Raw genomic sequence first — 13,978 nt, 5'->3', positions numbered from 1 at the left:
ATTTTACTTTATAATTTTTACAGGAATGGTTACCGTAAAAGTACTTCCTATATTTTCTTTACTAGTAAAGGTAATAGTACCTCCAAGATTTTCTAAGTGGCTTTTTACTATATTTAAACCAATACCTGTGCCTTGTAACAACACAGCATTCTCTGCTCTAAAATATCTATTAAATAAATATTTTTGTTCTTTTTCTGGAACACCAATTCCAGAGTCGATAATTTTAATTTTAATCACTTCTTTATCAACCCAAGCCTTAACTTCTATTTTTGAATGTTCTGGAGAATATTTAATCGCATTATTTATTAAATTATTGAGCATAAGCTCAAGTATTTTCTCATCGAAATCTATAACAATGTCATCGATATCTTCTGGATAAACTATAATTTGCCCTTCTTTCAACAACATATTAGCATCGTAAATAACTTCATTAACGACCTTGCTTAATGAGAATTGCGAATATTTATAATTTATTTTACCACTTTCAAGTCGCTCTATAGATAAAAAATCGTTAATAATATTATTAAGATATTTAACCTTATTTTGAATTGTATTTACATGTCTTTGGCGCTTATCTTGTTGTTCATCTTTGGCATACTTACCAATTAACGCAGAAGACGTCATAATAGCACTTAAAGGTGTTTTAAACTCGTGAGACACTAAAGATAGAAACTTAGTTTTAAGCTCATTGAGCTCCTTTTCTTTATGTAGTGCCTCTTTTAATTGCAACGTACGCAATTCTACTGTTTTTTCTAATTTTTCGGTATAATTAGCACGTTCTGTAATATCAATTATTATCGCCACTAAAGTATCACCTCCTCCATAACGCGAATATTGCAAATGTACCTCTACAGGATATTCACTACCATCCTTTCTTTGATGAACAGTATTAAATTTTATTTTCTTTTTATAACCTTGCAACAAAGGCTTAATAGCACTAACAAATTGTTCTTTATTATAATTTGGTTTAATATCTATAGGTGTCATCTCCCTTAACTCTTCAAGACTATATCCTAGATTACTTAAAGCGCCCGCATTTACATTTAAAAACTTTAATGTTACAGCATCGAATATGAAAATTTCATTTAAAGATTCATTAAAAATATTAGCCCAATGTTTTAGCTCTTCTTCTGCTTTTTTACGCACTGTAATATCAATTACTAGAGCCATTACGTAGTCATTATCATAAATAGAGAAAGGATTCAAACCAACTTCTACTGGAAATGTAGAGCCATCTTTTCTTAGTCCGTATAAATCTCTACCATGTCCCATTTTACGTTTCCCACTATTCTCCATAAAAGAATCTACGTACTTCGGATGATTATGATGGTATTTTTTAGGGATTAAGACTTCTAATGGTTGACCTATAAGTTCATCTTCTTCATAATCAAACAAACCATCTGAAAACCTATTGGTAGCAACAATAACCTGTTTACTATTTACTACAACAATACCTTCTGAAATGGCTTCAGAAAGTATTTTAAAAACATTACTCGTCTTTTTAAAAATATCCATATCCAAAGGTAATGAATTTGAAAATTGTTGAATACTGACAAATGTCATTTCTACATCAATAAACAACAATTATATTTACGGTAGTAAACTAAATTGTTTTAAAATGACGAAAGTAAAAAAACCAGATATAATCTTTTATCAAAGTCTTGGTGAATTGTTTTACGCTATAGCTGCTTCGGATAAAACGGTAAAAGCCGATGAGTATGAGGCACTACTTAAAATGGTAATGAATGAGTGGAAAGTTTATGAAGATGTAAAGGATTATTATGACGAGTCGGTAGGTTACCAAATGGAATTTGTATTTAATTGGTTTGACTATGAAAATACCGATGCTCAAGCTTGTTTTGAAAATTTTTGTGACTATGCTGTAAAGAATCCTGATTTTTTTACAAACGAAAAAATAACTCTTATTTTTAAAACAGCAGAATCTATTGCAAGTGCATACGCATCTAAAAACAAAAGCGAACTTATTATGCTTGCCAAGCTCAAAATACTCTTAAAAGAAATAGAGCTTAAAAATAAATTGAATTAATTAAACATATTTACATGAAATACCTCACAATTATATTAGTATTTACTCTTCTCTTTAGTTGCAAAATGGATACCAAAGCAGAACCAATAAAAAGAGTTAATGAAAATATAGAATCACCTCTAGAAAAAATTGATTCTATAGAAACTACAGATATCGATATTAAAGAAAACAAATCGATTTCTATAGAATTAAAACAGAAAAAACTCATCAATAAAAAAGATAAAAAACAAGAACTTGAAGCGTTAATTATTGAAAAAAAATATTTAAAAGAGAAAACAGATTATACTATAGACTTTACCTACCCACAACTTAACGAGAAACTTAATGCCAGATATGTAAATTTTAATGAATATATAAACGACTATTACTTGGATATTACAGGAACAGAAGCAGATATCTTAGAAAACAAATTACTTTGTGATAGTATAGCTTTAAAGACTTTTAAAGAACATCGTTTAATAAACTACAAAGTCTATAACGTTAACGACGCTTTAGTAAGTGTCGTTTTTTATAAAGAAAATTTTTATTCCGGTACACTTCACCCTAGCTATTCTTTTGACTGCATGAATTTTGATTTAAATCGTGGTGTTTTCATGACTTATGAAGACTTTTTTTTAGAAGGTACAGAAGAAGAATTCACAACACTATTAAATGAAGAAATTAACAATAAAATTGGAAAAGGAGAACTGTATTATGATTGCTGGGAACTCTCTATTGATGACTTCTCTAAAAGTAAAAACAACTTTGTTTTAAATGAAACTTATATAGAATATTATTTCGACGATTGTGTTATGTGCCCATCTTACACAGGTAGTTACTCCATAAAAATACCATTGGTAAACTTAATAGCTGTTATAAAGAAATACGAATTAAATCCATTAGTATTTTAAATTAAAATTATTCGTAAATTATACCTGGAATAATAGCACTCTTGCTATTAGAAAAATAATACAACGAAGAAGTTATGAAAAATAGTTTTAATACAATTATAGATTCTAATACACCAGTTTTAGTAGATTTTTTTGCCGAATGGTGTGGGCCTTGTAAAACCTTAGCTCCTATTTTAAAACAAGTAAAAGAAGCCTTAGGAGATGATGTTAAAATTGTAAAAATTGATGTCGATAAAAACCAAACATTAGCCTCAAAATATAATGTTAGAGGTGTACCAACATTATTGCTTTTTAAGAATAATCAACAAGTATGGAGAGAATCTGGAGTGTTACAAAAAAATGACATTATAAATGTTATTAATACGCATAAGTAATTACCGAAATCAATAAAAAAACTATATAAAAACAACAATTAATATTATACAAAAAAAGAAGCCATTACATTTATTCACATTAGAGTAGATAAAATCAAAACCTAAAAAGGCATTGATTTTATTTAGTTAAATAAAAGTAAAGATGAATACACCTATAGAAGACATAATTATAGAGATAACTAAAGAGACTTCCTATATCGAAATAAACTTTCCCGAAGTTTATTTAAACTTAGACGAATTACCTATGACGATTCCAGAAGGTAATAATCCCGAAATTGATTTAAAAACAATGCAGGACTACTTAGAGAATTTAAAACAAATAGCCGATCATTACAAGACTACTCATAAAGAACAAAAAGAGTAAACACATTAATTACATGTTTATCTCATGATTTATTAAATAAGATACAAATATTCCATGGAGTTTATAGACTACTACAAAATATTAGGCATTACCAAGAGTGCAAACGAAAAGGACATAAAAAAAGCCTATAGAAAATTGGCTCGAAAATACCATCCAGATTTAAACCCAGATGATAAAGATGCTGAAAAAAAGTTTAAAGAAATTAATGAAGCAAACGAGGTTTTAAGCCATCCAGAAAATCGTAAGAAATACGACGAACACGGAAAAGATTGGCAACATGCAGATGCTTTTGAAAATGCAAAGAAGCAACAGCAACACAATAGGTCTCAGCAAAGAACACAAGGTCCTCAATTTGAAGGTGATTATTCAGATTTTTTTGAAAACATGTTTGGAGGCGGTGGTTTTCAATCTCAAGGTAGACAAGCACAATTTAGAGGTCAAGATTTTAATGCCGAATTAACATTAGAACTAAAAGAGGTATATACCACGCACAAGCGCACCTTAACCGTAAATGGTAAAAACATAAGAATTACTATTCCCGCTGGTGTAGAAAATGGTGAAAAAATTAGAATTAATGGTTATGGCAGTAAAGGCGTAAATGGCGGGCCAAATGGTGATTTATATATTAAGTTTCATATTCAAAATCATACTAAATTTAAACGTAATAAAGACAACCTTTACACGCAAGTAGATTTAGATTTATACACAGCGCTTTTAGGTGGTGAGATTATGGTAGATACCTTTAATGGTAAAGTAAAATTAACTGTAAAACCCGAAACTGAAAACGAAACAAAAGTAAAACTAAAAGGCAAAGGATTTCCAAAATACAAAACGGATAACGCCTTTGGAGACTTATACATTACGTACACGCTCAAAATACCAAAACAACTTACAGACGAAGAAAAAGAGCTAATTAAAACATTGCAAAAACTACGTAAAATATGAAAACACAAGATTTAATCTCCATAAAAAACCTTTGTAGTTACTATAAAATACCGCAATCTTTTTTAGATACATTATACGATTATCAGCTTATAGAAATACAAACTTTAGATAACGGTATTTACATACAAAAAACGCAAATCCGAGATGTTGAAAAAATAATACGTTTGCATTATGATCTAGAAATAAATATTGAAGGTATCGATGTGATTTTTAATTTATTGAATCAAATCGAAATTCTTCAGTTAGAAAATATTCAATTAAAAAACCAATTAAAGACTCACAAAGAACTGTCAGGCAAATAATAATTTAGACAACTGATTTTTATCATTTTATAGCTTTCTAATTGTTCTTAATTTTAAATAATCATCTTAATAAATAGAATTATGATCAAGACATTGGATACAAAAGAAAAAGAAATCATTTTAAAGAGAAATTATATTGGCTATTTAGCATACATATACAATAATGAGCCATTTGTAGTACCAATCACCTATTTCTATAACCAAGAAAGTAATAATATTATTTGCTACTCTTCAGATGGACATAAACTAAATGCATTACGCAAACACAATGCTGCTTCTATTTGTATTACAGATATAGACTCTGTTAACAATTGGAAATCCATATTGGTTAGAGGTACTTTTAATTTACATTTTGGTAGTGAAGCCAAAGCAATGCTCCACCAATTTTCTTTAGGAGTAAAAGATATTATTCTAAAAACTGAAAATCGCGATTTAGATTTCATTAGTCAGTTTTCTAGTAAGATATTTAATGATAATATCCCTAGTGTTTTTACTATAACTGTTGAAGAAATTAGTGGCAGAATGAGAAAGTTTTAACACCTTTTATTAAAACAAAATCGTACTATTATAAAACTAAAATAGAGGGTCGTGCAGAATTATGCATTGAAGCTAAAACTAGATTTAACAACCCATTGTAATGGTTGAATATTCTATTTTTTTTAAAATATAAAATATACTTCTTTTAATAAATAAACTCAATAGCGAAACCAAAAGCAACCAAATTTTCTCGCAAACCTTCTATTACATTATGCGTAGAAAATTCGAAAGTAAACTTATGGTTTAATGTATCTACAACTAAGTTAGAAACTCCTTTGGTACTGGCAATACAGTTTTTAATAGAAGAATCATCTTTTGACTTTTTGGATATAACGATAGCTTTCATTTAATTCTAATTTCAATGCGTAAACGTAAATTAAAAATAAATATCAAACGATGACTTTTGTCATCTTAGACAATAAATTCTAGGCTTAACTTTGACTAATAATTAATTTAAACACTAAAACAATGAAAAAAATACTAGTTCCCGTAGATTTCTCAAAATATTCAGAAAACGCTTTAAAAGTTGCGGCAGAAATTGCTAAAAAACAAGATGCAGAAATTGTTGCTGTACACATGTTGGGTCTTAGTGATGCTGTAATAACTAAAGAAGAAGATTCTATGGAAGGTCTCTTCTTATTAAAACTTACACAAAAACGTTTTGTTGAATTTTTAGATAAAGATTATTTAGAGGGTATAACCATACATCAAACGGTAAAAAACTATAAGGTTTTTAGTGAAATAGACGAGGTAGCAATAGAACACAATGCAGATCTTATTGTTATGGGCTCTCACGGAAGTAGTGGCTTAAGCGAGGTATTTGTAGGTTCTAATACAGAAAAAGTGGTTAGAACAGCTTCTGTTCCTGTATTAGTAATTAAAGATTCTAATACATTTACAGCCTCTAAAGCCGTTTTTGCTTCCGATTATAAATTAGAAAGTCTAGACGTTTTTAACAGAGTAACTACAATCTTTAAGTCATTAGGTATTGAAGTAAAACTACTTTATGTTAACCTTCCAACTGAAGCTTATTTAAGTACTACAGAAATAGAAGAACGTATTACTAATTTCTTAGTACACCTTAGTGACGACGATACTACTCTACCTGAAGATATTGCAATATATTCAGATTATTCTGTAGAAAAAGGAGTCTTTAATTATGCAAAAAGAATAAATGCAGATATCATTGGTATTCCTACTCATGGCAGAAAAGGATTAGCACATTTTTTCTCTGGAAGTATAAGTGAAGATATTGTAAACCACTCTAAACTCCCTGTGCTTACAGTAAAAATATAATAACGAATATTATAAAAATTAGAAGCCTTCTATTAAACGATAGAGGGCTTTTTTATCTTCAATTTTAATACGTTTCCCTTCTGTAAAGATCATTTTCTCTTTTTTAAATAAAGATAATGTTCTAATACACGCTTCTTTAGCAGTACCTACAATATTAGCAATATCCTCTCTATTTAGTGTTACGGCTATAAAACCATCGCAGTCTGTTCCAAAATTATCTTCAAGATATTTTACAGTTTCCGCAACGCGCTGTTTTACCGTTTTCTGTGCCATATTCACAATTACATTATCTGCAAATTTTAAATCTCCTGCAATGTGTAATAAAACAGCCTTAGTAAATTCAACATTACTGTTTAAACTATCTTGAAGGTGCTGTTTAGGAATATAACAAACTTCCATATCGTTAAGGGCAACGGCACTTAAATTAGTAGTCTCGTCTGTAATTACAGAACGCTGACCCAAAATCTCACCACGTGCTGCAATTTTTACTATTTGGTCTTTACCATTGTCGCTCATTTTCGACAATTTAGAAACACCATTACGCACACAAAAAACACCGTTTAACTTCTCTCCTTCAGCAAAAATAACTTCACCTTTTTTAATGGTTTTAGACACCTTACTTTCCGAAATTCGTTTTAACTCGTCCTTTTTTAAAGCTCTAAGTGAGTTTAATTCTCGTATTATACAATTCTCGCAACGACCATGCATTCTATCTCAATTTTATAGAGATAAAGATACTAAAATCTAATTGTTTTACATCAGTAAAAACAACATAAAACCTTTCGAAACATGATAAAAATCATCTTTTAAATAACACCATTCTACGACCTTTGCCACAGGTATAATAATCCTTATTATTTTTCTAAATAATTAGGATGAGCAAATAAAATAATTATGGAAAATTGTTTCCATTGTGGTGACGAATGCAGAACAACTGTAATCGCTCACGACAATAAATCCTTCTGTTGTAACGGTTGTAAAACTGTGTTCGATATTTTAAACGATAATGACCTTTCTTATTATTACGATTTAGAACAAACGCCTGGAACAACACCATTTTTTCAAGAAGGGAAATTCGATTTTTTAGAAAACGAAAAAATAACCGCTCAACTTTTAGAGTTTAACGAGCAAGGCACCCAAGTTGTTTCATTATTAATACCAACTATACATTGTAGTTCTTGCATTTGGGTTTTAGAGAACCTCAACAAGTTAAATCCGGCTGTAAAGACATCTCAAGTCGATTTTCCTAAAAAAACGGTTAGAATTACTTTTTCTTCGGAAGAATTAACACTTCAAAATCTAGTTATCCTTTTATCAAAACTAGGCTACGAACCTTACATATCTTTAGACGATGCTACTAAAAAAAGCTCAAAAGTAGATAGAAGTCTTATCTATAAATTAGGTGTAGCAGGTTTTGCTTTTGGCAACATAATGTTTCTCTCATTTCCAGAATATTTTGAGGTTAACGAGTTTTGGTTAGATAAATTTAAACCTATTTTTAGATGGTTAATGTTTGCTTTCGCATTACCAGTTGCCTTTTATTCTGGTCGCGACTATTTTGTATCTGCTTACAAAGGTTTACGTTCTAAAATATTAAATATCGACGTGCCAATTGCCATAGGTATTTCGGTACTATTTATACGTTCTACAATAGAAATTCTATTCGATTTAGGTACTGGGTTTTTCGATAGTATGTCTGGTTTGGTTTTTTTCTTACTTCTTGGAAAATTCTTTCAACAAAAAACATATGCTTTCTTGTCTTTCGAACGGGATTATAAATCTTATTTTCCAATAGCAGTAACACGATTATTAAAAAACAATGCTTCTAAAACCGAAGAGCAAGCACAAGTTTACGAACTTAAAAAAGGAGACAGATTATTAATTAGAAATGCAGAATTGTTACCTGTAGATGCTATCTTAATTAAAGGAAACGCATTAATAGATTATAGTTTTGTAACAGGAGAAGCAGAACCTATTATTAAGCACTCTGGAGAACATTTATTCGCCGGAGGAAGACAACAAGCAGGATCTATTGAAGTCGAAGTATTAAAACCTGTAGAACAGAGTTATCTTACCCAACTTTGGTCTAACGAAATATTTAGTAAAAACAACCAAAGCAGCTTTCAGTCATTAACCGATAGTATTAGTAAGCGTTTCACAATAAGCCTTTTACTAATAGCAATTATAGCAACCACCGTATGGTTATTTATCGATATTTCAATTGCTTTAAATGTTTTTACTGCTGTATTAATTGTTGCTTGTCCTTGCGCAATTGCATTAGCGGCGCCATTTACTTTAGGAAATTTACTACGCATTTTTGGACGTAATAAACTGTATATAAAAAATAGTAGTGTTATAGAACAAATGTCTCATATAGACACTGTGGTTTTCGATAAAACAGGAACACTTACTACAAGTACAAAAAACACTATTAGTTATGAAGGCATTACACTTACTAAAGAAGAAGAATCCTTACTAACAAGTACACTTCGAGCATCCAACCATCCATTAAGCAGATCGTTATATGCCATTTTAGATAAAAACAATATTCAAACTTTAGACGATTTTAAAGAAGATGTTGGCCAAGGAATAACTGGCGTCATTAATAAGCAAAAGATTAAAGTCGGGTCATTTAATTATGTAGAAAAAGATGCGAAAATTAAAAATAATCAAATTCAACAACGTACAGCAATTCACATAAGTAAAGATAACAAATACAAAGGCTGTTATGTGTTTTATAATGAATATAGAGCTGGTGTAAAAGACGTATTTAACACACTTAGCAAAACTGCAAATATTGTTATTTTATCTGGAGATAATGAAGGTGAAAAAGAACATCTTAAAACCATACTCCCAAAGCATGCCACTTTACTTTTTAATCAAAAACCAGAAGACAAACTAAATTATATTAAACAGCAGCAACAAAATGGAAAAACCGTTTTAATGGTTGGCGATGGACTTAACGATGCTGGAGCTTTAGCACAAAGTAATGTTGGTATTTCTATATCCGAAAACGTAAACATCTTCTCTCCTGCTTGCGATGGTATTTTAGATGCTTCAAAATTTAAAGACATCACTTCTTTTTTATCGCTTTCGCGGAAAGGCGTTACCATAATAAAATATGCCTTTATTTTTTCATTAGTCTATAATTTAATAGGACTCGGTTTCGCTGTTACAGGTCATTTAAAACCTGTTGTTGCAGCCATTTTAATGCCTTTAAGTTCTATAAGTATTGTCGTATTTACAACTATCGCCACATATTTTTCTGGCAAACAACTGAATAACAAAACCAATGTATCATGATAAAAGAAACATTACAGTTAACACATAAAATTGCGCAATTAGAAGCTGCTACACTAAGTCAAGAATGCAACGGATGCGCTTTAAAGCGTAATTATATAACTAGAGAATATAACGATTTACGCACTAAATATGAGTCTGTAGAATCCTTATTAAAATCTAATTTTATACAACCAAAAGGGTATAATACAGCAGAGATAAAACGTTCAATTTCAATTTTAGGATTATACGTGTTAGTATAGTTTCTTAAAAAAATTAACATTTTTTTCAAAACTGATAAAAGTCATCTTTTTAAAGGACCAACAACAGTAATTTTACAAAATAATTCAGGTAGGTATGAGTATTATATACATGTTATTAGCAATAAGCGTTATTGTTGCGCTCGTTTTTTTTGCAGCTTTCATTTTCTCTGTTAAAAGTGGACAGTTTGACGACACTTATACGCCATCTGTTCGTATGCTTTTTGAAGATGAAGTTATAAAAAGCAAAAGCACGAAACCAAACATAAAAACAACAAAAAAACCAATCATATTTAAAGATCAACTAAAGTAACTATGGAATTACAAAAATTTTATTACGATAATAAGATCGTCAGCAAATTTATCATCGCTACACTGCTTTGGGGTATTGTAGGAATGAGTGTAGGCTTACTATTAGCCTTTATGTTTCTATTTCCTAACCTTACAGATGGCATCTCTTGGTTAAGTTTTGGTCGTTTACGTCCATTACATACCAATGCGGTAATTTTCGCCTTTGTTGGTAACGCCATTTTTGCAGGTGTTTACTACTCTTCACAACGTTTATTAAAAGCACGTATGTGGAAAGATTGGTTAAGTAATCTAAATTTCTGGGGATGGCAAGCCATAATTGTTGGTGCAGCGATAACACTACCTTTAGGATATTCTACATCTAAAGAATATGCAGAATTAGAGTGGCCTTTCGATATTGCTATTGCATTAATTTGGGTTGCTTTTGGAGCAAACTTAATTGGTACAATTTTAAAAAGAAGACAGCGTCACTTATATGTTGCTATTTGGTTCTATTTAGGAACATTTGTTACAGTAGCAGTACTTCATATTGTAAACAGTATGGAATTACCTGTTAGTGCTTTTAAAAGTTACTCGGCTTACGCAGGAGTTCAAGATGCCTTAGTACAATGGTGGTACGGACATAATGCGGTAGCGTTTTTCCTTACAACTCCATTTTTAGGATTAATGTATTATTTTGTTCCTAAAGCAGCAAACAGACCAGTTTACTCTTATAGATTATCTATTGTTCACTTTTGGTCTTTAATCTTTATTTACATTTGGGCAGGACCACACCACTTATTATATACTGCACTTCCAGATTGGGCACAAAACTTAGGTGTTGCTTTTTCTATTATGCTATTAGCGCCTTCTTGGGGAGGAATGATAAATGGTTTACTAACCTTACGTGGTGCGTGGGATAAAGTACGTACTGATCCTGTTCTTAAATTTATGGTTGTAGCCATTACAGGTTATGGTATGGCAACTTTTGAAGGTCCAATGCTTTCATTAAAAAATGTTAATGCCGTAGCGCATTTTACAGATTGGATTATTGCACACGTTCACGTTGGTGCTTTAGCATGGAATGGATTCTTAACCTTTGGTATGATCTATTGGATGGTGCCTAAGTTATTTAAAACAAAACTATGGTCTACAGCATTAGCTAACGTTCACTTTTGGGTTGGTACTTTAGGTATTATATTATATGCATTACCGCTATACGTAGCAGGATTTGTACAATGGTCTATGTGGCAACAATTTAATCCAGATGGTACATTAACTTACGGTAACTTCTTAGAAACTGTAACTCAAATTATGCCAATGTATTGGATGCGTGCTATTGGAGGAACCTTATTTATTACAGGTGCTTTAATTGGTGTATTTAATGTTATCATGACTGCGCGTTCTGGTAGCAAAGTAACAGATGAATTAGCAGAATCTGCACCATTACAAAAAGTAACTAAAAAACGTACTAGTAAAGAGGGTTACCATACTTGGTTAGAAAGAAGACCAGTAAAACTTACAATCTTCGCTACAGTAGCAATTTTAATTGGTGGAGCAGTACAAATTATACCATCACTATTGGTAGACGATTACATACCCGTAATTTCTAGTGTAAAACCTTATACAGCTTTAGAATTAGAAGGTAGAGATATTTACATAAGAGAAGGTTGTGTTGGGTGTCACACTCAAATGATACGTCCATTTAGACACGAGGTAGAACGTTATGGAGAATACTCTAAAGCTGGAGAATATGTTTACGATCACCCATTCCTTTGGGGAAGTAAACGTACAGGTCCAGATTTACATCGAATAGGTGGAAAATATAGTGATAATTGGCATTTAAGTCACTTCTACGATCCACAAAGTGTATCTGAAGGTTCTATTATGCCATCATACAAATGGTTAATTAAAAATGAACTTGATAAAGGTTTAACCGAAACTAAAATGGAAGCTATGGCAACTTTAGGTGTGCCTTATACCGATGAAGAAATAGCCAATGCTCAAGACGCAATGGATAAGCAAGGTACCAAAATTGAAAAAAACCTATATAACGATCCAGATTTTGCCAAAACTTACGAAGCAGATAAAAAATATGCTAAGGAAAATGGCGAAGCATTTATAGAAATGCGTAATCGTGAAGTTGTTGCGGTAATAGCTTACTTACAACGTTTAGGTACAGATATAAAAATTAAAAATGCAGACAACTCTGCCCTAAATAAAAACTAAAGCCATGTTAAAATTTATAAAAGGTAATTTAGAACAAATAGAAGGCGTAGAAATATATCCAATTATATCTCTTTTAATATTCTTCCTCTTTTTCGCAGGTTTATTCTTTTGGGTTTTTACTGCCAAAAAAGAGCATATTACAGAGGTTAGTAATATACCTTTAGAAGACGATACTATTAATACCAATAACGAGTAACTATGAGAAGTACAGCATCATTATTAAGACTCTTATTCTTTTTTATACTAGCTATAATATTAATGGAATGGGTCTACACTGGAGACGAATGGGCAATGTTTACCCAACCCATATTTTGGGCAATTATAGGCACAGCAATGTTATTTGCTATGGCGTTTGAGATTTGTGTTGAAGGCTTAAGATATGTTTTATTTAAAACATTAAGTGAAGAGCAACAAGCAAATTATCTAGCTAAAGAAGCCTTAAGAAAAGAGAACCAATTTAAATGGATACAAGATGCCTACACAAAATCTTTAGGTTCTAAAGCCATTGAAGAAGAACATGAAATTATCTTAGATCATGATTACGATGGTATTAAAGAACTAGATAACGATTTACCACCTTGGTGGAAATACCTTTTCTATATCTCAATTATTTTCGCAGTTGTGTATTGGGTACGTTTTGAAATAGTAGGTGATTATACTCAAGCTGAAGAATATGAAATGGCTGTAGCCGAAGCTAAGATTGAAATTGCAGAATGGAAAAAAACTGCTAAAGACTTAGTTGATGTAAATTCTGTTGAATTACTTACAGAAGCTTCAGATTTACAAGCTGGTGGAAAAATATTTTCAACTAACTGCATTGCTTGTCATAAAGCAGATGGTGGTGGTGGTATTGGTCCAAACCTAACAGATAAACACTGGATTTTAGGTGGTGGTATTAAAGATGTTTTTAGAACTATTTCTGAAGGTGGACGTGCCGGAAAAGGAATGATTTCTTGGAAATCTGATCTTAAACCAGCAGAAATGGCGCAAGTAGCTAGTTATGTATTATCATTTCAAGGTACAACACCTGCTGAGCCTAAAGCTCCTGAAGGTGATATTTGGAACGATCCAAACGCACCAGAACAAACAACAGAAACAACTGAAACGATACAAGAAGTAAGTTCGGATTCTACAGCAGTAGAAAATACTATAATTAAATAATTTATA

At 31.1% G+C, this 13,978-nt stretch carries 17 protein-coding genes; 14 read left to right on the top strand and 3 right to left on the bottom strand.

Going from position 1 to position 13,978, the window contains the following annotated elements; translation table 11 throughout:
- Positions 1-3 precede the first annotated feature (3 nt).
- Positions 4-1,515 carry a sensor histidine kinase gene (locus ASC44_RS15925; RefSeq protein ID WP_055448619.1) on the bottom strand — a complete coding sequence of 504 codons (1,512 nt, stop codon included), beginning with the start codon at positions 1,513-1,515 and terminating at the stop codon, positions 4-6.
- A gap of 103 nt (positions 1,516-1,618) precedes the next feature.
- Here ASC44_RS15925 and ASC44_RS15920 point away from each other — a divergent pair, with 103 nt between their 5' ends.
- The 7 genes from ASC44_RS15920 (at position 1,619) to ASC44_RS15890 (ending at position 5,459) form a co-directional block, all read left to right on the top strand.
- Positions 1,619-2,047, top strand: coding sequence for a hypothetical protein (locus ASC44_RS15920; protein WP_055448618.1), 429 nt, complete (start codon positions 1,619-1,621; stop codon positions 2,045-2,047).
- Positions 2,048-2,061: 14 nt separating this feature from the next.
- Complete coding sequence (locus tag ASC44_RS15915; RefSeq protein WP_152973355.1) at positions 2,062-2,937, top strand: DUF3298 domain-containing protein; 876 nt, start codon at positions 2,062-2,064, stop codon at positions 2,935-2,937.
- Between the two features lie 74 nt (positions 2,938-3,011).
- Positions 3,012-3,311 (top strand): thioredoxin, encoded by a 300-nt coding sequence (gene trxA, locus ASC44_RS15910; protein ID WP_055448616.1) that lies wholly within the window; start codon positions 3,012-3,014, stop codon positions 3,309-3,311.
- A gap of 142 nt (positions 3,312-3,453) precedes the next feature.
- Complete coding sequence (locus ASC44_RS15905) at positions 3,454-3,675, top strand: hypothetical protein (RefSeq protein WP_055448615.1); 222 nt, start codon at positions 3,454-3,456, stop codon at positions 3,673-3,675.
- Between the two features lie 54 nt (positions 3,676-3,729).
- Entirely contained in the window at positions 3,730-4,620 is an 891-nt protein-coding gene (locus ASC44_RS15900) for a DnaJ C-terminal domain-containing protein (protein ID WP_055448614.1), read from the top strand.
- Positions 4,617-4,922, top strand: coding sequence for a chaperone modulator CbpM (locus tag ASC44_RS15895; protein ID WP_055448613.1), 306 nt, complete (start codon positions 4,617-4,619; stop codon positions 4,920-4,922). Before ASC44_RS15900 ends, ASC44_RS15895 begins: the two co-directional genes overlap by 4 nt.
- An 81-nt stretch (positions 4,923-5,003) precedes the next feature.
- Positions 5,004-5,459, top strand: a complete 456-nt coding sequence (locus tag ASC44_RS15890) for a pyridoxamine 5'-phosphate oxidase family protein (RefSeq protein ID WP_055448612.1) — start codon at positions 5,004-5,006, stop codon at positions 5,457-5,459.
- Between the two features lie 145 nt (positions 5,460-5,604).
- Here ASC44_RS15890 and ASC44_RS15885 read toward each other — a convergent pair whose 3' ends face one another.
- A complete protein-coding gene (locus tag ASC44_RS15885) occupies positions 5,605-5,805 on the bottom strand; it encodes a hypothetical protein (RefSeq protein ID WP_055448611.1) in 201 nt (66 codons plus the stop codon).
- Between the two features lie 122 nt (positions 5,806-5,927).
- Between ASC44_RS15885 and ASC44_RS15880 the strand changes: the two genes are divergently transcribed.
- A complete protein-coding gene (locus tag ASC44_RS15880) occupies positions 5,928-6,755 on the top strand; it encodes a universal stress protein (protein WP_055448610.1) in 828 nt (275 codons plus the stop codon).
- An 18-nt stretch (positions 6,756-6,773) separates the two neighbouring features.
- Here the strand turns inward: ASC44_RS15880 and ASC44_RS15875 are convergent, their stop codons facing one another.
- Complete coding sequence (locus tag ASC44_RS15875) at positions 6,774-7,463, bottom strand: Crp/Fnr family transcriptional regulator (RefSeq protein ID WP_055448609.1); 690 nt, start codon at positions 7,461-7,463, stop codon at positions 6,774-6,776.
- 186 nt (positions 7,464-7,649) lie between these two features.
- Here ASC44_RS15875 and ASC44_RS15870 point away from each other — a divergent pair, with 186 nt between their 5' ends.
- The 6 genes from ASC44_RS15870 (at position 7,650) to ASC44_RS15845 (ending at position 13,972) form a co-directional block, all read left to right on the top strand.
- Positions 7,650-10,058 (top strand): heavy metal translocating P-type ATPase, encoded by a 2,409-nt coding sequence (locus tag ASC44_RS15870; protein WP_055448608.1) that lies wholly within the window; start codon positions 7,650-7,652, stop codon positions 10,056-10,058.
- Positions 10,055-10,297: a hypothetical protein gene (locus ASC44_RS15865; RefSeq protein WP_055448607.1), complete on the top strand. Its 243-nt coding sequence runs from the start codon at positions 10,055-10,057 to the stop codon at positions 10,295-10,297. Before ASC44_RS15870 ends, ASC44_RS15865 begins: the two co-directional genes overlap by 4 nt.
- A gap of 94 nt (positions 10,298-10,391) precedes the next feature.
- Entirely contained in the window at positions 10,392-10,607 is a 216-nt protein-coding gene (gene ccoS / locus ASC44_RS15860; protein ID WP_055448606.1) for a cbb3-type cytochrome oxidase assembly protein CcoS, read from the top strand.
- 2 nt (positions 10,608-10,609) lie between these two features.
- Positions 10,610-12,811, top strand: coding sequence for a cytochrome-c oxidase, cbb3-type subunit I (gene ccoN, locus ASC44_RS15855; RefSeq protein WP_055448605.1), 2,202 nt, complete (start codon positions 10,610-10,612; stop codon positions 12,809-12,811).
- Between the two features lie 4 nt (positions 12,812-12,815).
- Positions 12,816-13,007, top strand: a complete 192-nt coding sequence (locus ASC44_RS15850; RefSeq protein ID WP_055448604.1) for a CcoQ/FixQ family Cbb3-type cytochrome c oxidase assembly chaperone — start codon at positions 12,816-12,818, stop codon at positions 13,005-13,007.
- Positions 13,008-13,009: 2 nt separating this feature from the next.
- The gene (locus ASC44_RS15845; RefSeq protein WP_055448603.1) at positions 13,010-13,972 is read left to right on the top strand and encodes a cbb3-type cytochrome c oxidase N-terminal domain-containing protein; all 963 of its coding nucleotides are present in this window, start codon (positions 13,010-13,012) and stop codon (positions 13,970-13,972) included.
- Positions 13,973-13,978: the final 6 nt, after the last annotated feature.

Source organism: Lacinutrix mariniflava (assembly GCF_001418015.1).
Lineage (GTDB): Bacteria > Bacteroidota > Bacteroidia > Flavobacteriales > Flavobacteriaceae > Lacinutrix > Lacinutrix mariniflava.
Note: the sequence above shows the minus strand (reverse complement) of the source record. Positions and strands in the feature narration are given on the sequence as shown.

Coding starts and splice junctions, on each gene's coding strand:
- ASC44_RS15925 (WP_055448619.1), bottom strand. CDS start 1,515: ATGGATATTTTTAAAAAGACGAGTAATGTTTTTAAAATACTTTCTGAA.
- ASC44_RS15920 (WP_055448618.1), top strand. CDS start 1,619: ATGACGAAAGTAAAAAAACCAGATATAATCTTTTATCAAAGTCTTGGT.
- ASC44_RS15915 (WP_152973355.1), top strand. CDS start 2,062: ATGAAATACCTCACAATTATATTAGTATTTACTCTTCTCTTTAGTTGC.
- trxA (WP_055448616.1), top strand. CDS start 3,012: ATGAAAAATAGTTTTAATACAATTATAGATTCTAATACACCAGTTTTA.
- ASC44_RS15905 (WP_055448615.1), top strand. CDS start 3,454: ATGAATACACCTATAGAAGACATAATTATAGAGATAACTAAAGAGACT.
- ASC44_RS15900 (WP_055448614.1), top strand. CDS start 3,730: ATGGAGTTTATAGACTACTACAAAATATTAGGCATTACCAAGAGTGCA.
- ASC44_RS15895 (WP_055448613.1), top strand. CDS start 4,617: ATGAAAACACAAGATTTAATCTCCATAAAAAACCTTTGTAGTTACTAT.
- ASC44_RS15890 (WP_055448612.1), top strand. CDS start 5,004: ATGATCAAGACATTGGATACAAAAGAAAAAGAAATCATTTTAAAGAGA.
- ASC44_RS15885 (WP_055448611.1), bottom strand. CDS start 5,805: ATGAAAGCTATCGTTATATCCAAAAAGTCAAAAGATGATTCTTCTATT.
- ASC44_RS15880 (WP_055448610.1), top strand. CDS start 5,928: ATGAAAAAAATACTAGTTCCCGTAGATTTCTCAAAATATTCAGAAAAC.
- ASC44_RS15875 (WP_055448609.1), bottom strand. CDS start 7,463: ATGCATGGTCGTTGCGAGAATTGTATAATACGAGAATTAAACTCACTT.
- ASC44_RS15870 (WP_055448608.1), top strand. CDS start 7,650: ATGGAAAATTGTTTCCATTGTGGTGACGAATGCAGAACAACTGTAATC.
- ASC44_RS15865 (WP_055448607.1), top strand. CDS start 10,055: ATGATAAAAGAAACATTACAGTTAACACATAAAATTGCGCAATTAGAA.
- ccoS (WP_055448606.1), top strand. CDS start 10,392: ATGAGTATTATATACATGTTATTAGCAATAAGCGTTATTGTTGCGCTC.
- ccoN (WP_055448605.1), top strand. CDS start 10,610: ATGGAATTACAAAAATTTTATTACGATAATAAGATCGTCAGCAAATTT.
- ASC44_RS15850 (WP_055448604.1), top strand. CDS start 12,816: ATGTTAAAATTTATAAAAGGTAATTTAGAACAAATAGAAGGCGTAGAA.
- ASC44_RS15845 (WP_055448603.1), top strand. CDS start 13,010: ATGAGAAGTACAGCATCATTATTAAGACTCTTATTCTTTTTTATACTA.